Source organism: Sphingomonas yantingensis (genome assembly GCF_014199325.1).
Classification (GTDB): domain Bacteria; phylum Pseudomonadota; class Alphaproteobacteria; order Sphingomonadales; family Sphingomonadaceae; genus Sphingomonas; species Sphingomonas yantingensis.
In genome coordinates, this window is the sequence record NZ_JACIJJ010000002.1 from 628,380 (window position 1) to 648,779 (window position 20,400).

Annotated in this window: 21 protein-coding genes; 10 read left to right on the top strand and 11 right to left on the bottom strand. The window is 62.4% G+C overall.

Going from position 1 to position 20,400, the window contains the following annotated elements:
• Positions 1–33 precede the first annotated feature (33 nt).
• Positions 34–510 (bottom strand): hypothetical protein, encoded by a 477-nt coding sequence (locus FHR19_RS09200; protein WP_184027260.1) that lies wholly within the window; start codon positions 508–510, stop codon positions 34–36.
• A gap of 103 nt (positions 511–613) precedes the next feature.
• Between FHR19_RS09200 and FHR19_RS09205 the strand changes: the two genes are divergently transcribed.
• Both FHR19_RS09205 and FHR19_RS09210 read left to right on the top strand, forming a co-directional pair.
• Positions 614–1,078, top strand: a complete 465-nt coding sequence (locus FHR19_RS09205; protein ID WP_184027263.1) for a hypothetical protein — start codon at positions 614–616, stop codon at positions 1,076–1,078.
• A 935-nt stretch (positions 1,079–2,013) separates the two neighbouring features.
• Positions 2,014–2,205, top strand: coding sequence for a DUF6961 family protein (locus FHR19_RS09210; protein ID WP_184027266.1), 192 nt, complete (start codon positions 2,014–2,016; stop codon positions 2,203–2,205).
• A 220-nt stretch (positions 2,206–2,425) separates the two neighbouring features.
• Here the strand turns inward: FHR19_RS09210 and FHR19_RS09215 are convergent, their stop codons facing one another.
• Together FHR19_RS09215 and FHR19_RS09220 are read right to left on the bottom strand one after the other, a co-directional pair.
• Positions 2,426–2,935 (bottom strand): hypothetical protein, encoded by a 510-nt coding sequence (locus FHR19_RS09215; protein ID WP_184027269.1) that lies wholly within the window; start codon positions 2,933–2,935, stop codon positions 2,426–2,428.
• A gap of 230 nt (positions 2,936–3,165) precedes the next feature.
• On the bottom strand, positions 3,166–4,086 hold the full coding sequence (locus FHR19_RS09220; protein ID WP_184027271.1) for an HNH endonuclease: 921 nt from the start codon (positions 4,084–4,086) through the stop codon (positions 3,166–3,168).
• Between the two features lie 308 nt (positions 4,087–4,394).
• Between FHR19_RS09220 and FHR19_RS09225 the strand changes: the two genes are divergently transcribed.
• Positions 4,395–5,495, top strand: a complete 1,101-nt coding sequence (locus FHR19_RS09225; RefSeq protein ID WP_184027273.1) for a DUF4268 domain-containing protein — start codon at positions 4,395–4,397, stop codon at positions 5,493–5,495.
• 36 nt (positions 5,496–5,531) lie between these two features.
• On the opposite strand, the gene FHR19_RS09230 is transcribed toward FHR19_RS09225, so the two are convergent.
• The 3 genes from FHR19_RS09230 to FHR19_RS09240 are packed head-to-tail and all read right to left on the bottom strand — an operon-like array spanning position 5,532 to position 8,895.
• The gene (locus FHR19_RS09230; protein ID WP_184027275.1) at positions 5,532–6,425 is read right to left on the bottom strand and encodes a plasmid partitioning protein RepB C-terminal domain-containing protein; all 894 of its coding nucleotides are present in this window, start codon (positions 6,423–6,425) and stop codon (positions 5,532–5,534) included.
• Complete coding sequence (locus FHR19_RS09235; RefSeq protein WP_184027277.1) at positions 6,425–7,321, bottom strand: plasmid partitioning protein RepB C-terminal domain-containing protein; 897 nt, start codon at positions 7,319–7,321, stop codon at positions 6,425–6,427. Before FHR19_RS09235 ends, FHR19_RS09230 begins: the two co-directional genes overlap by 1 nt.
• Entirely contained in the window at positions 7,318–8,895 is a 1,578-nt protein-coding gene (locus FHR19_RS09240) for a recombinase family protein (RefSeq protein ID WP_184027279.1), read from the bottom strand. The genes FHR19_RS09235 and FHR19_RS09240 overlap by 4 nt, the downstream gene beginning before the upstream one ends.
• Before the next feature lie 64 nt (positions 8,896–8,959).
• Here FHR19_RS09240 and FHR19_RS09245 point away from each other — a divergent pair, with 64 nt between their 5' ends.
• The 6 genes from FHR19_RS09245 to nadA all read left to right on the top strand — a co-directional run bounded on the left by FHR19_RS09245 (position 8,960) and on the right by nadA (position 14,211).
• Complete coding sequence (locus tag FHR19_RS09245) at positions 8,960–9,352, top strand: hypothetical protein (RefSeq protein ID WP_184027282.1); 393 nt, start codon at positions 8,960–8,962, stop codon at positions 9,350–9,352.
• A 168-nt stretch (positions 9,353–9,520) separates the two neighbouring features.
• The gene (locus FHR19_RS09250) at positions 9,521–10,240 is read left to right on the top strand and encodes a hypothetical protein (protein WP_184027284.1); all 720 of its coding nucleotides are present in this window, start codon (positions 9,521–9,523) and stop codon (positions 10,238–10,240) included.
• 383 nt (positions 10,241–10,623) lie between these two features.
• Positions 10,624–11,490, top strand: a complete 867-nt coding sequence (locus FHR19_RS09255) for an MBL fold metallo-hydrolase (RefSeq protein ID WP_425505956.1) — start codon at positions 10,624–10,626, stop codon at positions 11,488–11,490.
• Positions 11,475–12,200: a DUF4230 domain-containing protein gene (locus tag FHR19_RS09260; RefSeq protein ID WP_184027288.1), complete on the top strand. Its 726-nt coding sequence runs from the start codon at positions 11,475–11,477 to the stop codon at positions 12,198–12,200. The genes FHR19_RS09255 and FHR19_RS09260 overlap by 16 nt, the downstream gene beginning before the upstream one ends.
• A gap of 232 nt (positions 12,201–12,432) precedes the next feature.
• On the top strand, positions 12,433–13,152 hold the full coding sequence (locus tag FHR19_RS09265) for a hypothetical protein (protein WP_343053219.1): 720 nt from the start codon (positions 12,433–12,435) through the stop codon (positions 13,150–13,152).
• 51 nt (positions 13,153–13,203) lie between these two features.
• Positions 13,204–14,211: a quinolinate synthase NadA gene (nadA, locus tag FHR19_RS09270; protein WP_184027290.1), complete on the top strand. Its 1,008-nt coding sequence runs from the start codon at positions 13,204–13,206 to the stop codon at positions 14,209–14,211.
• A gap of 307 nt (positions 14,212–14,518) precedes the next feature.
• Here the strand turns inward: nadA and FHR19_RS09275 are convergent, their stop codons facing one another.
• The 3 genes from FHR19_RS09275 to FHR19_RS09285 all read right to left on the bottom strand — a co-directional run bounded on the left by FHR19_RS09275 (position 14,519) and on the right by FHR19_RS09285 (position 18,459).
• Positions 14,519–16,150: an ATP-binding protein gene (locus FHR19_RS09275; protein ID WP_184027292.1), complete on the bottom strand. Its 1,632-nt coding sequence runs from the start codon at positions 16,148–16,150 to the stop codon at positions 14,519–14,521.
• A gap of 94 nt (positions 16,151–16,244) precedes the next feature.
• Positions 16,245–17,429, bottom strand: a complete 1,185-nt coding sequence (locus FHR19_RS09280) for a mechanosensitive ion channel family protein (RefSeq protein WP_184027295.1) — start codon at positions 17,427–17,429, stop codon at positions 16,245–16,247.
• 13 nt (positions 17,430–17,442) lie between these two features.
• Positions 17,443–18,459 (bottom strand): DNA topoisomerase IB, encoded by a 1,017-nt coding sequence (locus FHR19_RS09285; protein ID WP_184027297.1) that lies wholly within the window; start codon positions 18,457–18,459, stop codon positions 17,443–17,445.
• Between the two features lie 131 nt (positions 18,460–18,590).
• Here FHR19_RS09285 and FHR19_RS09290 point away from each other — a divergent pair, with 131 nt between their 5' ends.
• Complete coding sequence (locus FHR19_RS09290) at positions 18,591–19,145, top strand: type 1 glutamine amidotransferase domain-containing protein (RefSeq protein ID WP_184027299.1); 555 nt, start codon at positions 18,591–18,593, stop codon at positions 19,143–19,145.
• 4 nt (positions 19,146–19,149) lie between these two features.
• On the opposite strand, the gene FHR19_RS09295 is transcribed toward FHR19_RS09290, so the two are convergent.
• Both FHR19_RS09295 and FHR19_RS17860 read right to left on the bottom strand, forming a co-directional pair.
• A complete protein-coding gene (locus FHR19_RS09295) occupies positions 19,150–20,205 on the bottom strand; it encodes an acyltransferase family protein (RefSeq protein WP_343053220.1) in 1,056 nt (351 codons plus the stop codon).
• On the bottom strand, positions 20,202–20,336 hold the full coding sequence (locus FHR19_RS17860) for a hypothetical protein (RefSeq protein WP_281375665.1): 135 nt from the start codon (positions 20,334–20,336) through the stop codon (positions 20,202–20,204). The genes FHR19_RS09295 and FHR19_RS17860 overlap by 4 nt, the downstream gene beginning before the upstream one ends.
• Positions 20,337–20,400 lie beyond the last annotated feature (64 nt).

Consider the following 20,400-nt stretch of genomic DNA (forward strand, 5'->3'; position numbering starts at 1 on the left):
AAATAATATGTTGAATTTCTCAGGCGTAGCGCATCAATAAAGCATTAGATGATATTTATTTTGAAGAATTTGATAAACATACTCACCTAGCTTTGTTGGCCGATAGTAGGTTCCACGATACTTTCCTTTATAAGGCCCTTCCAAAAAGTACTCTTTTATCCTAGTGCATAGTATATCTAATGGTGATGAGGATGCCGTGAAGACGCGGAGAGACCTTGATAGGGCGCTAACCGCATTTCTCAGATCTGAGTCAGGCTCGCCTCCTTGGTTTAAAAAGGTGTCATGCCCCGTAAAAACAACTTGGAGGGCTTTTAGCCTTGCTGGCTGATTTCCTTTTGGTGCAATGTGCGCAGCGATTTTCTGCGCGAACTCTTTTAATTCATACTCTGGTACCTGGCTATCCGGAGTCGGCTGTGCTGCGAATAGCTTCGGCTGGCCAATCAAAAATGGCGCTATCGCATTGATGGCGGCTGCGGCCGCCTCTTCGCGCAACTCCACAAACAAAAACATCCTCGTTCTCCTCTGCTAAGGAGAGTTGCACGAAACGCTGCGCGGCTGCAAGGATTAAGCCGGCGGCTTGCGAGAAGCGGTTTCACAGGCCATCGTAGGGACGATGCGCCACATGTATCCGTTACTTACGTTCGTTGTAATTGCTGCTTGCGCCTCAGAACCGAGCCCCGAGGAGCAAGCCCGCATCAGCGGAGACGAACTAGCTCGCCAGTTTGCCCTCAAGGATACCGCTGGCACGCCAATCGCCGAAAAGTGTCGATTGATGAAGGCAATGGCTGAGACGTATGCCAAGGGCGGCAACGCCAACGTCTACAGCGCCAATCAATCGGCCTTGCAGCGGGACGCGTTCTGCTCGACAAAGCCCGACACGAAACTCGCGAAGGTGGCGGCAGAAGAATTGCGGCGGTTCAACAACGATCCTGCAACTGACACCCGCAATCGTTGCGCCCAGCATTCTCTCGTAGCGATGGCTTACAGGGAAGCGGGTGACGGCCCCAATTACGATTCTTGGCGCTTAAAGACGCGAGCGTATTGCGATCAGGCTGGCTGGCGACATGGCGGCGTTTAATAGTCGCGGTTGATCGACTTGATTTCCTGCCGGGTGGTCGCAGGAAGCGATCGATATCCGGGCCGACGTTCCGCGCCTCAACGGATGCCCCCCTATGTCCTAACCACAAAAGCACGACGCGGTATTCAAGCTCCCCCAATGACACACGCCTCGCCGCGGTGGAAGCCGGGGCGAAGCGAATGGGCGGCATCACGACCTAATTTAAAACCCCACCCGTGCGTTGGCTTTGCGGCCGGCGTGCGGGTGGGGATCTGGCGCAACCGCCATTTTTTTTGCGCCTCGACGCCAGTTCCGCCAGCTGTCCTACTGAGAACAAAGACGGTACAGCAAGGGCGAAAGGATGCCAACGATGATCATCATCGATGCCCAACTGCTGATCGCGTTCGCCGCGTTGCTGAGCAGCCTTGCCGCCCTCATTCGCGTTTGCCGCCCCCGACGAGGCACCGAGCGGGATGGGGAATGATGTCGAGCGTCGCCGCAAGCAGTCGTGTCATGTAACCCGATGTTGATGCTGCCCTTCCTATTCCTGTCCCTTGTCGACGTGGTCCCGGCCGGCACGACCTTCGCCTGCACGCCCGATAGGGTGTGGGACGGGGATGGCCCGCTATGGTGCAAGGAGGGACCTCGCGTCCGCTTGGCCGGGATCGCCGCTCGAGAAATGGGCGGTGACTGTCGATCGAACCAGCCGTGCCCCGCCGCATCGGCCGAACGGGCGCGCGATGCGCTGGTGCAGTTGGTGGGGCGACCCGTTCGGCGGTCTCGGGAGGGGCACGTGATTGTCGCCGGGCCTAAGCTGACGTGTCGATCGGACGGCGACGGACGCGGCAATCGGACCGCCGCTTGGTGCACGTCCCCGAAGGTGGGCGACCTGTCGTGCGCGATGCTGAAAACTCGAACGGTGTTGAAGTGGACGCGCTATTGGCGGAAGCATCGCTGTGACGCCTGACGAGGAACGTTGGGCAGAGGCGCTGATGGTAGAGCGTCAGCACGGCGATAGGGCGGGCGAGCATATTGCGGAGCGCATCACCGCGCTGGCGCTTGCTGGAGACGATGCGGGGGTGGCTAGATGGCTTGAGATCGCGGCGCGGCTGGACGCGCTCGATCAGCATCCTAAGCGACTGACGTGAGGCGTCCAAGCCTGCTAAAGATCAAAGCTTGGCTGTTTAGTGTGCTGGTTTTCGCCAGCTTCCTTTCCGGTGTTGCCGATCCCGGCGGTTGAATAGTCATTCTAATCTACCGACGTCGGCTTTATGAAAGAGGTTCCTTCAGGGCGGCTTTCTCGAGATCGAAACGCACGCTGATCACTGCGTTGTGGGGGAGCGCCGTCGAAGCGCTCCCCTCTTTGCACTAGAGGCCGAAATTGGCATCAACCTTCGAATACGTCAGTTCCCATGACGCTTTTGCAAGGCCGCCACCGCCAAAGATTCCGTTTTCATACTTTTTGAATCGCATTGCGACGCCGTCCGGGCGGCTCCAAATCGCAACCTTTCCTTGACGAGCAAGAATGCTGCCGCCGTTGCCGTCCCAATTCGCGGGCTGGCCGTATTTTGCAGACAAGGCGGTCATGACCTCGTTAGAACAGCGCCCACCCATGCTGGGGTTTCCGGCAATCATGACCTCTTTGACAATGCCTGCATCATCGAAGCGAATATTTGCCTCTGCGTCACACTTGCCCATGATGTTGACGTTGCTAATTTCGATCGCAGCCTTTTGGTATTCGGTATCAGGCCCTTTGGGATAGAGCGCCTCGACTTGCGCGCGTGTCATACCAAATTCGACCTTGCCCCAAACAGGCTCCGCCGACGCGGAGGTGGCAACTGACCCTAAGAACGCGGCTGCAAAGATACGGTAAACCATTAGAAATCCCCCTAGTCCGGTCGTTCCCTCGATCGGATGCAATTCCGTTACGGTATTGATACCTCCGTTTGCAATCAGAGACTTGCGGATTGGTCCGGTTTGGCCGAACCCTCAATCTCACGATTTCAACGCTGTCACCTGATGGGCTGCCGCCGCGTCACAACCCTAAGCGGTCTCTGTCAGCCGCTTTCATTTTTCATCCGCTCATGCTTAGCTTGGAGCCTCTCCTGCTAAAGCACCATCTTTGCTCGATGATAGGCAAGATATTGCGCTTGCGACGGCTTGAAGGTGCCGACGTTGGTCACGGCGCTAAAGCCCCAGGCCGTCCAAACTGCGTCGGAAAGCTGGGACGATCGTAAGACCATTCCATCGTCATCGAAGCTTATAAATCCGCGGTCGAACAGACGGTCCGCATGAGGCGAAAGGAGAAGGCCGTTGCTACCATCCAGCTTTTCTGCATCAGTACTATCACGCCAGGGCTTAATATGGCTAGCAACCAGAAAACGCGGATCGCTGATGCCGGTCAAACGACAATGATTTTCATTCAATCGTACGTTGGCGCGAAACACACCCTGACCGCGACGTGAGAGCGTAAGCTGCTGCTTGTGGGTTTCGCCAATATCGACCCGTCCGCGCAACGAGTCCTCCGCCGCGTCGTCTTCAGCCAAAATAACAGGCTCAGGTGGGTTGATAAGGGTTGGGGCACTGATCCCCAGCTTTGCAAGTAAAACGGCGGCAAATCCGGCTGAAATCTCGGTCAAATAGACGCCTTGATTGCCATTCCCATTCGACTGCAATGGGGCATATTTTACACCCATGTGGGGGGTAAGCTCGGCAATAAAGCTTTTGGGCTGCACGGGCGTCGCGGCTTGCGTGAACTCGACTGGTACGAGCCAGCCCTCGTTATCCCATTGGTCACCAACTGAGCCGAAGTTGGGTTTGACAGCAGCCTGCGCTGCGCCTTGAGCCACGCCCACCGCTTGGATCTTTGTGTCACAGAATGAGAAGATAAGGTGCCCCGCGCGGACCTGCTCCATGGTGTCGTAGAAGGGATTGCGCGCGCCACCGCGATTTCGCTGCGGCGACCAAAGGAACCCGCCCTCGGTCTCGTGGCGATAAGTTTGGTTCTGATTGACCCACCAATAGCGCATCGCTCTCTCCCTCGTGCTGAGCGTCGCTATGCGCCTCTTCCACGCAATCGTTGCCGGCATCTATCCTACACGGGTGCTCGCCGCGGTAAAGGTTGGTGCGAAACGCATCAGCGGCACTAACCCGACCTCCCATCGAGCGCGTTCGCTCGCCGCCAATAGGTCTGATCAAGGTTCGTGCGCCTCGCTCAAGCCAAACGAACTACCTTCACCCAACCGGAGTTTGGCAAAACACGCGTTGTTGAGCCCAAAGGCGTCTCTTGCCGAACATGTTGTAGGCTGCTCTTGTCGCCCAGAAAGCGAGATTTGGCATGCCGTTGTATCGCATTACGGGACAGACGTTGGAGCGGGTAGCCGAGACGACGTTCGCAGCAGAAAGCATCAGAGAGCGCGGTGATATCCAGCGGCTGCTGAGGGCCGATATTACGGTGCTTAGCCCTGATCTGATGGTTGTGGCGGAGGAATTTGGCGACTGGGCCGACAGCCAGCGTCGGATCGACCTGCTATGCGTCGACAAGGACGCCAATCTTGTCGTTGTCGAGCTGAAGCGCACCGAAGATGGCGGCCACATGGAGCTGCAGGCGATTAGGTATGCAGCGATGGTATCAAGCATGACCTTTGAGCGGCTCGTAGCTGCGCATGCGCGCTACATCGGCGGGATCGAAGCCGTCCCGCGTGCCGAGGCTGCCTTGCTGGACTTTCTGGATTGGGAGACGCCGAGTGACGGTGCACTATCCGACACCGTTCGCATCGTTTTGCTGTCCGCTGACTTTTCCACCGAACTCACGACCGCGGTTATGTGGCTTAACAAGCGCGGACTAGACGTCAGCTGTTTCCGTCTTAAACCGCATCGGCTCGGCGCCGACGTGCTGATAGACATTCAGCAGATTATCCCTCTTCCTGAAGCGGCCGAGTACGAAGTTAAGGTCCGAGCGCAAAGGCAGGAGGCCGAGCGCGCCGTGTCCGCCCGCGGTGCAATCTTCGAGCGTTTCTGGTCGCAGCTTATAGATCGTAGCCGCTCGCGCACAGGGGTGGTCGCTAACCGTTCGACCAGCCGCGACCATTGGCTCACCGGATCAATCGGAAAAGCCGGATTCCAACCTACTTTCACGATGAAGCAGCACGATAGCCGCGTCGAAATGTATATCGATCTAGGCAAAGGCGGCGAGCAGCGGACAAAAGCCTCATTTCAAGCCTTATACGATCAAAAAGAAGCGATCGAACGCGAGTACGGCGCGAAATTGGAATGGCAGCCGCTTCCGGAGAAGCGGGGCTGCCGAATCTATGGGTTCGTCGATGGTGGTTGGAAGACCCCCGAAGACGAGTGGCCCGATCTTCAAAGCCGGCTAATTGACGCGATGGTCCAGTTGGAACGCGCGTTCAGAACGCCCGTGGGTCTACTCACAGTATGAACTGGCGCCTTAAATGCGCTTGCCCTGACATCCATGTCACGCGGCCCTTTGCATTTCAGTAAGCTTCTGGAATTCAGCCAAAATGTCAGCGTGATGCTGTGCCAGGTAGCGAACCACCCGGGCGTTGCCGAGCAAGCGGTTAACATAGCCAGCCGCAAGCATGAGATCGAGCTGATCGGCGCTGTAGGACTGTTCAACAGCGCGAAGCTGACGGTCTACGTTTTCGCTCTCGCGTTGCATGGTCGCGACCTGGTCATCGGTGAGGCCCGGCACTCGTCGGGGTTTGCCGGCGACAAGCTGATCGTCGGGCGTAGAGGCAACAAGTGAGCGGGCATAGCTTACCGTGAAGCGATTCATCGTGATCATCGCCAAGGTTGCTTCAACTTGGCGTACAGGCTTCATAAAGCGCAACTCGGTGAAGACCTGAATGGGGACGTGCCGATCCTTTAATAGGTCAACCACTTCGGGACAGATGCCCACCAATAGGTTTCGCTTCTTGCGGATGCTGGCGATATCGACGTTGAGGGCGCGCGCCATTCGTTCTTCTGACACGCCTTTCCTAACCGCGTTCAGAATCATCCTGTGCTCTTGGATGGTCGCTATTCGGCTTATCCGCTTGTTATAGGTGAAGGCCTCGTCATCGGTAGCAACCAGACAGACAATTTCCGTGCTGCCGCGCTCTCGCTCGATTTCGACCCGAAGATGCCCATCTAGGAGATGAAAGCTGGTGGGGTCGGCCGCGTCTCTTGCGACTACCGGCGGTTCGATGATGCCGACCTCAGCGATCGAGGCGGCAATCTGACCGTACTTCACCGACTTTTTTACCGCAGACGATACTGCGCGTAAGGGCATGATGCGGTCGATCGGAATGCGTAGACTGGCTTCCTCGAAACCGAGTTTGACTGAAGTGCTCTGCGACCGGATGATCATCATATAACCCTTATGCGATCAAGCCGCATCGCAAGGTTCTCGGGTAGCGTGGCGAGATTTTCGTCTTCGATTAAAGCTGTAAACTGGTCGTTCGAGCGCAATCGGCGCAGCGCCTCTGTGACCAGCAGCAGCTTGTCGCGCGCCGCATTCGCGCGCCGAATCAGGGCTCGCTTTCGATCGACATCCTCCTGGTAGGCACGGAGCAGGGAGGCAGGCGAAAGCGTTTGCCCAGGCGTTTTGCTAGCGTTCTGCTGCTTTAGGTGCTTACCCCGCCGCCGCCGGTCTTCAACGATCCGCTTAGCGGCCAGCAATTTTCGACCACGCAATGTGCCTTTCTCATAGGCAAGCTGCAGGGCACGTTGCACTTGATGATCCTCGGCATCGGCTATCTCAACGGCAACACTCAAGGGGATCGCTCTCGCCTCCACCGATCGGAGGAGTCGCTGCTCGCCTTTTTCGATCAGACGCGCGACCCCGCTCACGTATTCAAGAGTGAGCCCAGTCTTGCGGGAGATCTCAGGCAGGCTGTGCCCGCGCTCCCGCATGCCACTGATGTCTTGCAGTAGGTCGATCGCGTTGTGTTGGCGCCTAGCACAATTTTCGACGAGACTTGCGATAAGGCAGTCCTCTGGATCAGCCGACACAACAAGCGCTGGTACCTCCGCCTGCCCCAAAGCCTGGTAAGCCTCGAGCCGTCCTTGACCGCAGACTAGATCATAGAATGGCCCATCCGCTTCCACTCTTCGCGTAACGGTGATGGGTCGCTTCAGCCCGATCTGGGCAATGTTATCTACGATCTCCTTGAACACCTTTTTGTTACGAGTTCGCGGATTCACAACCGTGATCCGCTCAAGGGGAATCCACTCTATACGTTGCGCTGGCTTGGGCATGTTCATGCGGCGGCCCTCCATGGGCGTCTTGCTGCAAGATGGTGGAAAGCCGACAGGTCGTCGAACCGGTACGCGTCTAAGGACAGGCCGTTGTGCTCGCAGAGGCGCAGCACCGCGTCCGCCATATCGAGCCTTGGTAAAAGGTAGTAATCGCGAGGTGCCACGTTGCCCGGTGCCATCCTGATTACGACCGTCACATCGGGCTTCAGCATTGTGTCGAGCCGGACTTTCCAACGCAGCGATCCAGAAGTGTTCTGAACGCAGCGCACGACAACCATCGACGCGGTGAATTCGCCGTTTATGGCCAAAAGGTCGGTTTCGGCATCTCGAACCACCTTGCCGCCAGATCGCTCCAGCGCGAGCATCGTTTCAGCGACGATCTCCGGATGGAGCGCTCTGAGCTTGCGATTGATTTCAAGATAACGATAGTCGCGATCAGGTGCGAAGCCGACCAGCTCATAGGCCCGGAGCAAACTTCCGAAGCGGTTTCGGTACGCACTGCTCGAGGGCACACCTTCCGCTTCGTCGATAATCAAACCTGTAAGCATGCCCTTCGCGCCGAGAACGGACGACAGCAACTCCAGCATCACCTGGTCGCTCAGCCGCTCTGAACGTGCATCGATGATGGCGCGCGCTTGATTGAATACGCGCCGATCTACGAGGGCGCCGAAGGCACCCTTTGCTCTGATCCAGTCTTCCTCGGCGTTCTGGACATGTTGCCGCTTCAGCTTGAATGAGGTGCGTGCCCAAACATTGTCACCGACATACTTCTCATTGATCAGGAGTTGGTGGATTGTTCCTCTAGACCATGGGCGCCCGAGATCGGTCACAAGGCCGCGCTTGTTAAGGCGATCCGCGATCTCGCGCTCTGGCATCTCCGCATCGGTGAATAGCCGGTAAACCTCCTGGACCACTGCTATCTCCTCGGGCGGGCCAGGCACCAAAATAACCCTATCAGTGGCGATGCTTTTGTGCTCGCCGCGTCCGAGTTCCCCCTTGGGCTCCCCATTCACGTCAACTAGCAACCGCCGCAGGCCATAGCCGGCAGCACCGCCTTGCCGAAAGCCGCGCCGAATCAAATTGGCCTGGCCCGCGAAGACCTTCACCGATAGCTCCCGGCTGTATTCAGCCGCCATGGTGCGCTTGACTGTTTTGATAATCGACGAGCTGATCGAGCCGTCGTTCTTGAACTGCTCGGCGCAATACTCGACTTGGATGCCGGCCGCGCGAATGCGCAACTCGTGGGTGGCAGCCTCGTCCGGATCTTGGAACCGCCCAAGCCGACTTACATCGTAAACGAGCAGCGCCTCAAAGTCCGTGTTGTCGGCGTCGATGTCGGAGAGCAGCAGCTTGAGACCTGACCTCCCTGAGAGGTTGAGGCCGCTCTTGCCATCATCCTTGTAGGTGCGGACGATCTCGTAGCCATTTGCTTCGGCGTAGCGCCGGATCGCGGTAGACTGGTTGTCGGTCGAATATTGCTGATGCTCGGTCGACATGCGCACGTATTCGGCCGCGCGCACCCGGGGTGGAGGCGGCTGTGGCTGCTCTGGGTCCGCAGTTGTGTTCCAATTGATGACCATCGGCGGCCTTCGAACAAGAGGTGCGTGCTCCCGATCCGGCCACTAACGTAAAAGGGGCGGAAACATGTTTCCAAAGACCGGCAACGAGTTTCTCAGGGCAGCCGGGAGGCTTAGCGAGGCTGACTACGTTAAAGCCATAAGCGATGCCCTTGGTGCTGAATTTGAAAGCGGTCGAAACGCCGCCAAGCAGATTCAACGCTGGACCGATGTAACAGATCGGACTGCGCGCAATTGGCTGAACGGCATCGTAGGCCCGAATGGGCACCACCTAGTCAGTCTGGCCCGGCATTCCGATGCCGTGCTTTTCGCCATGATAGAAATGGCGGGAAGGCCGGAGCTAATGCTCGGCGCGGACATCCATGCCGTTGAGGTGGCGCTTGCGAAGGCAAGCGGAGCTCTGGAAGTCCTGCGCCGACAGGGACGATCGACTCACGGAAGAGCAGGCGGTCACACATAGGACGGGGCAACGGGAGCAACGCCCGCTTCCTCTGCCCATTGCAGGCGCTGGGACCGATCGGCGCGAGGGCCGGAAGTGAAGGGCTATCTATGCCCATAACCGAGCACGAGAGCGTTGATCTGACCAAGCTGATCAGCGATGTTGCGGTCCAATTTACGGGGTGAGCTGATGGGGACAGCGATTGGTTTTGTAGTGCTCTTCGTAGGCGCTGCGGTTGCCGCGGCTATAATCAACCTTTCTAAGGCAACTGGGGCAGCCAATCGAGGCGTTCTTGAACTCCGAACCAGGATCAATGATTTAGCGCGTGATCAGGGGCTTGTAGACGCGGTGGGCGGCGCCAATTTTGTAATTGGCGTTAATGAAAGTCGAGCTTTGCTCGTCATATCCGATGCGAAGGAGACGCGTTGGATAAAATACTCGTCAATTCGATCTGTGGAGGTTAGGCCAGTAAAATCGATCATTAACGAGACAAATGGAAAAACCAGTACAAGTCTGGGTAGCGTTCTCTTAAGGGCTGCAGCAGGCGGGATGGTGGCCGGTCCGGTGGGCGCAGTGATTGGTGGTGCAACAGCTCAAGGCACAGTCCAAACGACTACAACGAGTTCGGAAACGCTCTCAGCGTTGAAAATTACCATTCGAGTAAATTCGATTGAGACGCCGCTGTTTGAACTCGATGTCTGCGAACCATCGATGATTGGTACAGTCGTGCCGAACGATGTGAGTGCTCGTGTGGCTAACTTGGTTGCGCGCATCCAGAACGGAATTGAGCGCGAAAGATCGGTGGCCACGCCGCACCCGGAAGCGGCTGGACCAATCCAAATCGTTGGTGACGACCTAAAGACCGCGCCCGGCAAAGGGTGGTGGCAACGGACTTTTGGTTCGGAATAAAGGCGGATGCCGCATCTTCCGCTTTCTTGCCCAAAGCGGACTCCAGGGGCAGCTCGGCGCGATGGCCAAAAGCGGACGGACAGCTCATTCCCCCTCTACTTCCGCGACTTGTGCTCGCCTCCAAGCGGTATAGGGTAGGTCGAGAAGCGGAACGCCACCAGCGCAACGCGCGCTAGCTTCGACATCGCCGATTGAGCGGTGCTTTTGCGTTTGGGATGTCTTTGGGTGAGCGCGGCTCGGCACAGTTAGATTGCGCATAAGGTGTTGTATTTGTTGAAAGAACGCTCTGGCGTCAGTAGCCTTCGTAATGCGGGGGTCACAGGTTCGAGTCCTGTAGGCGGCACCATCCGACAGCCCTTGCCGCTGAGCCACGGGGCAGCCACATGAGAGCGATGGCAAAGTATCCGGTCGGCGTTGCTGTGCCGCTTGGCCCGCTGGTGACGCGGGTGCTGGCGGGGAACGCCTCGCCCTATACGCATACCGGCACGCAGACGCATCTGGTCGGGACGGGCGCGCTTGCCGTGGTCGATCCGGGGCCGGACGAGCCGGCGCATCTGGACGCGCTCAAGCGGGTCATCGCGGGGCGGCCGGTCGCGGCGATCCTCGTCACGCACACGCATCGCGACCACAGCCCGCTGGCGGCAAGGCTGCGCGATCTTACGGGCGCGCCGGTGATCGGCTGCGCCCCGCTGACGATGGACGATGAAGGGCCGCGTGCCGATGCGGCGTTCGATACCGACTATGCGCCAGACCGCGTGCTGGCCGATGGCGAGCGGATCGAGGGCGATGGCTGGACGATCGAGGCGGTGGGGACGCCTGGGCATACTTCGAACCATATGGCCTTTGCCCTGCCCGAGGCACAGGCGCTGTTCAGCGGCGACCATGTGATGGGCTGGTCGACGAGCATCGTCTCGCCCCCCGACGGCGACATGGGCGACTATATGGCGAGCCTCGAGAAGCTGCTTGGGCGTTCGGAGACGGTCTATTATCCCGGACATGGAGAGGCGGTGGACAATCCGCAGCGGCTGGTGCGCGGGATGCTCGGCCATAGGAAGCAGCGCGAGGGGCAGATCGTCCGTCTGCTCGCGCGCGGCACGCAACGTATCGAGGCGATGGTCGAGGCGATGTATGTCGGCCTCGACGCGCGGTTGAAGCCCGCGGCGGCGCGGTCCGTTCTGGCGCACCTGATCGAATTGCAGAAGCGCGGCCTGGCGGTCGCGGGAGAGGGGGGCGCATGGCACGCCGTCTAGGGCGCGGCAGCGAGCCGTGGCGGCTGATCGTCGCGGGCGCGCTGCTGCTCGCGGTGGTCGGCGGGCTGCTGCTCGCCTGGAGCGACTATCGCGACAGGCATGTCGTCACCAAGCCCGCCGAGGCGCCCGAGGGGCCGGCGGTCACGCAGATCGTCACCGCGCGGATCGCGGGGATGAGCCAGCTTCGCGTCGCGCGGCTGTCGGGCATCGTCCAGGCATCGGCCAGCGACACGCGCTGGGGCGGATTCCTGAAATCGGGTCGGGTCGCCAAGATGCCCTATGCGGTCGACTATACGGTGGATCTGTCGGGCCTGTCGCCGCGCGACATGGCCTGGGACCCCGAGACGCGCACGCTGATCGTCGATGCGCCCGACGTAACCGCCGACACGCCCAACATCGACGAGGGCGAGGGCGTGGTCGTCGAGCGGAGCGGCGTGCTGGTGACGCGCGAGGCGGGCGAGGCGCTCGGCACCCGCGTGTCGCGCGCCGCCCGCCGCGCCGCGACGCGCGAGGCGACGAGTCCCGAGCGGCTGGCGCAGGCGCGCGAGTTGGCCCGCGGCGCGATCGCCCGGACGATGGGCGCGCCGCTGGAGGCCGCGGGGCAGAGCGGCGCGCGGGTCATCGTCACCTTCCCCGCCGAACGCGGGCGGAGCCGCGAACGCTGGGACCAGTCGAAGACGCCGGCCGAGGTTCTTGGGAACCGCCAATAGCCCCCCGTCACCCCGGACTTGATCCGGGGTCCCGCTTCTTCTTTTCTCGCCCGAATTTGAAGAAGAAAGAAGCGGGATTTCGGATCAAGTCCGGGATGACTGGCCAGTGAAGGTATAGTCGTAATTGACCATCGCCTGTGGTAATCTGCCCGCCGCAACGGGATGCGGGGGCATGACCATGGCGACGATCTTTCCGGGTGAAGTACGCGCGCGGCGCGACGATCGTTTTTTCGTGACGAGTGCGTTCGTGATGGCGGCGGTGGTCGTCGCCGGCTTCGGGCTTCAGTTCGCGATGGGCCGGTCGACGCTTGCCGCGCCGCCGCTGGTCCACCTTCATGCGATTGTCTTCATGGGCTGGGTAGCGATCTACGTCGCGCAGAACTGGCTGGCGGCGACCGGGCATCTCGAGGGGCACAAGACGCTGGGCTGGGTGGCCTCGGTCTGGGCGATCGCGATGGTGGTGCTCGGCATCCTCGTCACCGTGCTGATGGTGCGGCGGGGCGGGGCGCCGTTCTTTTTCCAGCCGGCCTATTTCCTCGTCATGAACCCCGCCTCGATCCTGACGTTCGCGGCGCTCACCGGGGCGGCGATCGTCAACCGGCGGCGGACGGCGTGGCACAAGCGCCTGCATTTTTGCGGGATGGCGGTGCTGCTGGGGCCGGCAATCGGGCGGCTGCTGCCGATGCCGCTGCTCATCCCGCACGCGGGCGAGTGGGTGTTCGCGGTGCTGATCCTCTTCCCGTTCGCCGGAATGCTCGCCGACCGGCGGCGGCAGGGCCGGGTGCACCGTGCGTGGTTCTACGGACTTGGCGCAATCACGGCGATGATGGTGGCGATCAACCTCGTGACGTTCAGCCCGGTGGGCGCTGCGCTGTATGAGGTCGTGACCGCGGGCGCGCCGGGGGCCGCCGTCGACCCCTATGCCTTCCCGCTGCCGCCGCCGATGGGTTGATTAGGCGGCCGCCGCGGGCCATGTGGCGCGCGAACGGGTAAGGAACTGGGTATGGACGCGCGCAACGGCATCGGCGGGTCGCTTTCGGGCGTCGACCTTCTGGCGGAAATCGACCGGCTGAAGCGCGAGCGCAACGCCGTCATCCTCGCGCACTATTATCAGAAGCCGGAGATCCAGGACCTCGCGGACTTCGTCGGCGACAGCCTGGAGCTGAGCCGCAAGGCGGCCGAAACCGACGCCGACGTCATCGCGTTCTGCGGCGTCCGCTTCATGGCGGAGACGGCGAAGATCCTGAGCCCGCAAAAGACGGTGATCCTGCCCGACATGGATGCCGGTTGCAGCCTGGAGGATAGCTGCCCGCCCGACCAGTTCGCCGCGTTCCGTGCGCAGCATCCCGATCACATCGCGCTTACCTACATCAACAGCTCGATGGAGGTGAAGGCACTGAGCGACATCATCGTTACCTCGTCTTCGGCCGAAAAGATCATCGCGCAGATTCCGGAGAGTCAGAAGATCATCTTCGGCCCCGACAAGCATCTGGGTGGCTATCTGTCGCGCAAGTTCGGGCGCGACATGCTGCTCTGGCCGGGCGTGTGCATCGTGCACGAGGCGTTCAGCGAGACCGAGCTCGTCAAGCTGAAGGCCGAGCATCCCGGTGCGCCGGTCGCCGCGCACCCGGAGTGCCCTGCGCACATCGTCGACCATGCGGACTATGTCGGCTCGACCAGCGGCATCCTCGACTATGCCAAGACGATGCCCGGCGACACGCTGATCGTCGCGACCGAACCGCATATCATCCACCAGATGCAGAAGGCGGTCCCGCACAAGCTGTTCATCGGCGCGCCGGGTGCGGACGGGAACTGCAACTGCAACATCTGCCCGTACATGGCGATGAACACGCTCGAGAAGCTGTATGTGGCGCTCCGCGACCTGTCTCCCCGGATCGAGGTGGACGAGGATCTGCGGCTGAAGGCAAAGGCGAGCCTCGACCGGATGCTGGAGATGGCGACGGCGAGCGTGGGGCAGGGCGATCTGGGGCCGCGCGTGACGGGCGACTGATCGCTGCGTACCCCGGCGAAGGCCGGGGTCCAGGTGGGCAATGTCGGCGACTCCATCGGGGCGTTCCGCAACTGGGCCCCGGCCTTCGCCGGGGTACGGCAGCGATGCGGTCGGCCAGCTGTAGCAACGACGGGAAGGACGATCCGGTGCCGCGCATGGCCGCGGACTGATAAGCTTGGCGACGACCCGCAGCCACAAGGTCGTCGCCCCAGCGGAGGCTGGGGCCACTAGCCTATGGGGCACGCCGTTCTACCGAACGATCCCAGCCTTCGCTGGGATGACGAGGATGTGGCGGATCGGCGGTGGGTCAGTCGCCCACGCGCACCAGTTGCCGGATGCGCGTCGCCAGCGCGTCGATCGCGAAGGGCTTGGTCAGCACCGCCATGCCGGGTTCGAGCTGGCCGTTGTTGAGGAGCGCATTCTCGGCAAAGCCGGTGATGAAGAGGACGTGGAGGTCCGGTCGCCCGGCACGCGCCGCATCGGCGAGCTGACGGCCGTTCATGCCGCCGGGCAGGCCGACGTCGGTGACGAGCAGGTCGATCCGCGCCCCGCTGTCGAGGACGCGCATGCCGGCCGCGCCGTCCGCCGCCTCGATCGCGGCATAGCCGAGTTCGTGCAGCACATCGACGATCAGCAGCCGGACCGAGGGTTCGTCGTCAACGACCAGCACCGTCTCGCCCGCGCCCGCCTGCGCCGCGACGGCGGGTTCGAGCGCGGGGAGTTCCGGCTCGTCCTCGCCCAGATGTCGGGGGAGGTAGATGCAGACCATCGTGCCCTGATCGGGCTCCGAATAGATGCGGACCTGTCCGCCCGACTGCTTGGCGAAGCCGTAGATCATCGACAGGCCCAAGCCGGTGCCCTCGCCGATCGGCTTGGTGGTGAAGAACGGGTCGAAGGCGCGGGCGCGCACTTCCGGCGTCATGCCGGTGCCGGTGTCGCTGACGCAGAGCGACAGATACTGCCCCTCGGGCATGTCGAGCTGGCGACTGCCCGCCGCATCGATCCAGCGGTTGCACGTCTCGATCGTGATCCGCCCGCCGCCGGGCATCGCGTCGCGCGCGTTGATGCACAAATTGAGGAGCGCGTTCTCGAGCTGCGAGGCATCGACATGTGCGGTCCATAGCCCGGTCGCGGCGACATTCTCGATCGCGATGCCGGGGCCCACGGTGCGCTGGATCAGTTCGATCATGCCCGCCACCAGCCGGTTGACGTTGACCGGCCGGGGCAGCAACGTCTGGCGGCGAGCGAACGCCAGCAGGCGATGGGTCAGCGCTGCCGCCCGCCGCGTCGCCCCCTGTGCGGTCAGCAGATACTTCTCGACGTCGCCGAGCCGCCCCTGGTTGATGCGCATCTGCGCCAGTTCGAGCGAGCCCGAAATGCCCGCGAGCAGATTGTTGAAATCGTGCGCGAGCCCGCCGGTCAGCTGGCCCACCGCCTCCATCTTCTGGCTCTGGCGCAGCGCCTCCTCGATCTGCGCGCGTTCCTCAACAGCGGCGGCGATCCGCGCTTCGAGCGTTTCGTTGAGACGGCGCAGCTCGGTTTCGGCCTTTGCCCGGTCGCTCACATCCTTGAACAGCACCGCGACCTGGCGGAGCGTCACGGGCTCGAGGCGGAAGGACGACACTTCCAGATGGCGCCCGGTCGCGACGAGTTCGCGCTGGAAGCGGATCGGCGTCCCGGTGCGCAGGACGCTGCCATAGAGCTCCACCCAGCCATCGGCCTCGTCGGGCACCATTTCGCGCAGCTTCTGGCCGACGACGTTGGGGATGCCGGCGTTGCGCTCATAGGCCGGGTTGGCGAGCACGTGGACGTAATCGCTGTCCGGCCCGTGCGGCCCGTCGAAGAACTCGATGACGCAGAACCCCTCGTCCATCGTCTCGAAGAGAGCGCGATAGCGTTCTAGCTCAACGGCGTGCTGGGGCTGGGGCTGGGGACTCATTCACTCGGATCCTGATGCGCTATCGCGGTGATCTTATCCTGCATCAATCCCAATCAGCGGCGACGCATAAGGTTTCGTCGCAAAATGGAAATCTTCAGACATCGGTTTCGATCGCGCGCACGGCCTGCACCTGCGGATAGGGCATGACGAGCGTGCCGTCGGGCGCGGCGGTAAAGGTCGTCTGCGTCGGATAGGCGATTTCGATCCCCTCGGCATTGAAGCGGCGCAGGATCTCGATCCCGATCGCGGTGCGCGTGTCGTAGAAGGCGACATAGTCGGGGCCGGGGCTGTCGAACTCGACCTCGAAATCGAGGCTCGACGCGCCGAAATTGACGAAGCCCGAGCGGATGAAGATCCGGTCGTGCGCCTCGACGATCTCCTTCAGGATGCCGGGAATGCGTGCGCACACCTCCGGCGGAGTCTGATAGGTGACGCCGAGCGCGAACTTGGCCCGGCGATGCACGCGCTGCGTGTTGTTCTGAATTTCCTTTTCGAGGAGGTTCTTGTTCGAGATGATCCGCTCCTCGCCCTGAAAGCTGCGGATCCGCGTCGACTTGAGGCCGATCGCCTCGATATTCCCTTGCGTGGTGTCGTAGGTGATGCTGTCGCCCTTGCGGAACGGCTTGTCGAAGATGATCGACAGCGCGGCGAACAGGTCGGCGAAGATGCCCTGTGCAGCCAAACCGATGGCGATGCCGCCGACGCCGAGGCCGGCGACGAGGCCGGTGACGTTGACGTTGAGGTTGTCGAGCACGACGATCAGCGCGATCGCAAACACGACGAAAGTGACGAGCAGGCGGATGAGGCCGAGCGCGGTGCCCAGCGCCTCGCTGCCGCGGTGGTCGGTCTGCGTCCGCGCCTCGACCAGGCCGAGGATGACCTCGCGCACCCAGATGGCGGCCTGGAAGGTGGCGGCGACGGTGAAGAGGAAGTCGGTCGTCTTGACGATCGCGCTTGGCGCGTCGGCGACGCCTACGACCAGCTTGGCCGCGATCATCCACATGAAGAAACGGTTGGTGCGCGAGATCGCCCGGCCGAAGATCCCCGACCAGCCGGTAACGACGGGCTGGCGCTCGCAATAGCGCCGGCCCCAGCGCTTCACCCAGTCGAGCGCGAGGACGATGAGCGCGGCAAAGCCCACCGCCACGCCGATCTGGATCCAGTGGTCGCCGATCCAGACGACGCCGTCGCGGACCAGGCCATGGACCTGGCGCTGGGCGCCTTCGGGATCGAACTTGATGATCGCGGCGCTGCTGTTCGCCGCAGTGGTGTTGCTCATGCCGGCTCCGTCGTCACGCCGCGCGGGCGGGGGCGCTCGTTTGGTCGCACTCGCCGAGAAAGGCGATAAGCCCCCGCTCGGCACGCGTCAGATGACGCTTGGCGCGCGGTAGCTTGAGGCGCTGCCTGAGGGCAAGCTGCGCGGCCTTGTCCTTGGCAAGCTCGATCAGCTCGGGGTGGACATAGCTCTTGCGCGCGATCGCGGGCGTGTTGCCCAGCGCCTCGACCACCGGCTCGAGCATCGTCTTCAGGCCGATCGGTTCGGGCGCGGTCGCCAGCGCCTCGAACGCGATGGCGCTCGCGCCCCAGGTGCGGAAATGCTTGGCGGTGAAGGGGGCGCCCATCGCCTCGCGGATATAGTCGTTGACGTCGCCGGAGGTGACGGGCCGTGCCTCGCCCGCCTCGTCAAGATACCCGAACAGGTGCTGGCCGGGCAGGTCCTGGCATTTCTTGACGAAGCGGATCAACGAATTGTCGGTAATCGTCAGCACCCGCTGCTTGCCCGACTTGGCGGTGTATTGAAGGCGCAGGCGCGTGCCCGTCAGCTTGGCATGGCGGCGGCGCAGCGTCGTCGCACCGAAGCTCTTGTTCGCCTTGGCATAGCTTTCATTGCCCACGCGCAGTCTACCCAGGTCGAGCAAGCGCACGACCGCGGCGACGGCGCGCTCGCGCGTCAGCTTGCGGGCGCGAAGGTCCTTTTCGACCTGTTTTCGAAGGCGGGGCAGGCGTTCGCCGAACTCGCTGCACCGCGAGTATTTCGCCGCCTCCTGCGCCTCGCGGAAGTCGGTGTGATAGCGATACTGCTTGCGGCCCTTCTCGTCCCAGCCGACCGCCTGGATATGGCCGTTGGGATGGGGGCAGAACCACGCATCGCGATAGGCGGGGGGCAGGCCGATCTTGTTCAGCCGGTCGATCTCGTCGCGGTCGGTGATCCGCTCGCCCTTCGGCGACCAATAACCCCATCCGTGCCGCATCTTGCGGCGGGTGATGCCGGGCTTGCTGTCGTCGCAGTAGCGGATGGTGTCGGCCATGGGTCCAAGTCGTTGTTCGCAGGGCCGATCAATGCGTCTCTACGGGCTTTCGTTCCGCCGCGCATGCAGGGAACAAGCGTGGACGGGTGCCGGTTCAGGACGCGAACCCCAAGCGAACTGGAGTGCCCCCCATGGCCGATCTTAAAGCAAGCCGCGTGCTGATCCTCGCCACCGACGGTTTCGAGCATGACGAACTTTTCGCGCCGCGACAGGCGCTGCTCGAAGCCGGTGCCGAAGTCACGCTCGCCTCGATCAAGACCGACCCGATCCAGGGCGTGAAGAACGACAGCGACCCGACCGAGACGATCACCCCCGACCTGACGCTCGATCAGGTCGATCCCGACGATTATCACGCGCTCCTGCTGCCCGGCGGCGTCGGCAATCCCGACAAGATGCGGCTGGAGGAAAAGGCGATCGACATCGTCGAGGCGTTCATGGACGACGACAAGATCGTCGCCGCCATCTGTCACGCCCCGTGGCTGCTGGTCGAGGCGGACGTGGTCGACGGGCGCCGCGTGACGAGCTGGCCGTCGGTGCGCACCGACCTCGAGAATGCCGGCGGCGACGTGGTGGACGAGGAGGTCGTGGTCGACGGCAACCTCATCACCAGCCGCAACCCGGGCGACATCCCGGCGTTCAACAAGGCGCTGATCGAGGCGCTGGAAAAGGTGGGCGAGGACGCCTGACGCTTCAGGCGGGGGCGCGGGTGCGCGCTCCCGCCTTTGCCGGGCTGCGGTTGATCCACGCCTGTGCCGGCAGCTCGACGAAGCGATAGAGCAGCGCAGAGGCGGCCAGCACGATCGCCAGGTAGAGCGCGATCAGCGGCCACCCGACCGGGCCGGGCGCGTGGACGAAGGTGAGCTTGAACGCCTTCCACATCAGGAAGTGGGATAGATAGGTCGCATAGCTCCACTCGCCGAGGTGGTGGAGGATCGGGTGGCCCAACGCGCACGGGTCGCGGCTGGCGAGCCCCAGCACGAGGCCGGCAAAGACCAGCGGCACCGCCAGCGCCTCGGGCGCCGAGCCGAATGCCCACCCCAGCGAAGCGAGCAGTGCGATGCCGCCGAGCGCCACCATGCCGCTGCGGCTCGACCATAGCGAATGGACGATCATGCCGATGCCGAACCCCGCGAGGCAGCGGATCGCGCCGAAATGCGCGATATCGACGTTGAGCCCGGCCGCGCCGCGCATCGCGTTGGTCAGCGCGAGCGCCGCCGCGATCCCGGCGATCGCCGCGACCCTCGGGATGCGCTGCCCGGCGAACGCGAGGACGAACGCTGGGAAGGCGAGATAGGCGGCGAACTCGGCCGAGATCGACCAGGCCGGGTCGTTCCAGCTGAGCGAGGGCGTCAGGCCCCAGTTCTGGATCAGCAGATAGTGGAGCGGCAGCTCGGCAAAGGGAAAATCGTCCGGCACGTGCCGCCCGGTCGCCCATAGCGCCGCCGCCATCGCGACGCCGCCCGTCAGCACGAAGGCGTGAAGCGGCCAGACCCGCGCGAACCGGCGCTTCAGGAACGACGGCACCGCCGCCCAGCCGCGCTGCTCGATCCGGTCGCGCCACGACAGCGCGATGACGAAGCCCGACAGCACGAAGAAGAAATCGACCGCCAGATAGCCCCTGGCGACGACCGCTGCGACGGCGTCGGGGAGCGGTGGCAGCGACAGGCGCAGATGGTAGAAGACCACCAGCCACGCCGCGATCCCCCGCGCGCCCGTCAGTGCGCGCAGCTCGCCCGTCCGGCTCACGGCTTTCGCCGGGCGGCAAAGCCCTTCGGCGCGTCGCCGTCCTCGCGGTCGAGATCGGGGCGCGACAACAGGCGCCATGCCGCGAACAGCATCAGCCCGTGCGTAATGAGGATCGAAAAGCCGTCGACCATGGGCCGGGCATAAACGCGAGCCGTTGCCGGGCGGTTAAGCGCCGATCCGGCGTGATTGACGCGG

What these genes read in the sequence shown, in the direction of transcription:
- FHR19_RS09200 (WP_184027260.1), bottom strand. Translation starts at nt 510, where the DNA reads ATGTTTTTGTTTGTGGAGTTGCGCGAAGAGGCGGCCGCAGCCGCCATC.
- FHR19_RS09205 (WP_184027263.1), top strand. Translation starts at nt 614, where the DNA reads ATGCGCCACATGTATCCGTTACTTACGTTCGTTGTAATTGCTGCTTGC.
- FHR19_RS09215 (WP_184027269.1), bottom strand. Translation starts at nt 2,935, where the DNA reads ATGGTTTACCGTATCTTTGCAGCCGCGTTCTTAGGGTCAGTTGCCACC.
- FHR19_RS09220 (WP_184027271.1), bottom strand. Translation starts at nt 4,086, where the DNA reads ATGCGCTATTGGTGGGTCAATCAGAACCAAACTTATCGCCACGAGACC.
- FHR19_RS09225 (WP_184027273.1), top strand. Translation starts at nt 4,395, where the DNA reads ATGCCGTTGTATCGCATTACGGGACAGACGTTGGAGCGGGTAGCCGAG.
- FHR19_RS09230 (WP_184027275.1), bottom strand. Translation starts at nt 6,425, where the DNA reads ATGATCATCCGGTCGCAGAGCACTTCAGTCAAACTCGGTTTCGAGGAA.
- FHR19_RS09235 (WP_184027277.1), bottom strand. Translation starts at nt 7,321, where the DNA reads ATGAACATGCCCAAGCCAGCGCAACGTATAGAGTGGATTCCCCTTGAG.
- FHR19_RS09240 (WP_184027279.1), bottom strand. Translation starts at nt 8,895, where the DNA reads ATGGTCATCAATTGGAACACAACTGCGGACCCAGAGCAGCCACAGCCG.
- FHR19_RS09245 (WP_184027282.1), top strand. Translation starts at nt 8,960, where the DNA reads ATGTTTCCAAAGACCGGCAACGAGTTTCTCAGGGCAGCCGGGAGGCTT.
- FHR19_RS09250 (WP_184027284.1), top strand. Translation starts at nt 9,521, where the DNA reads ATGGGGACAGCGATTGGTTTTGTAGTGCTCTTCGTAGGCGCTGCGGTT.
- FHR19_RS09255 (WP_425505956.1), top strand. Translation starts at nt 10,624, where the DNA reads ATGAGAGCGATGGCAAAGTATCCGGTCGGCGTTGCTGTGCCGCTTGGC.
- FHR19_RS09260 (WP_184027288.1), top strand. Translation starts at nt 11,475, where the DNA reads ATGGCACGCCGTCTAGGGCGCGGCAGCGAGCCGTGGCGGCTGATCGTC.
- nadA (WP_184027290.1), top strand. Translation starts at nt 13,204, where the DNA reads ATGGACGCGCGCAACGGCATCGGCGGGTCGCTTTCGGGCGTCGACCTT.
- FHR19_RS09275 (WP_184027292.1), bottom strand. Translation starts at nt 16,150, where the DNA reads ATGAGTCCCCAGCCCCAGCCCCAGCACGCCGTTGAGCTAGAACGCTAT.
- FHR19_RS09280 (WP_184027295.1), bottom strand. Translation starts at nt 17,429, where the DNA reads ATGAGCAACACCACTGCGGCGAACAGCAGCGCCGCGATCATCAAGTTC.
- FHR19_RS09285 (WP_184027297.1), bottom strand. Translation starts at nt 18,459, where the DNA reads ATGGCCGACACCATCCGCTACTGCGACGACAGCAAGCCCGGCATCACC.
- FHR19_RS09290 (WP_184027299.1), top strand. Translation starts at nt 18,591, where the DNA reads ATGGCCGATCTTAAAGCAAGCCGCGTGCTGATCCTCGCCACCGACGGT.
- FHR19_RS17860 (WP_281375665.1), bottom strand. Translation starts at nt 20,336, where the DNA reads ATGGTCGACGGCTTTTCGATCCTCATTACGCACGGGCTGATGCTGTTC.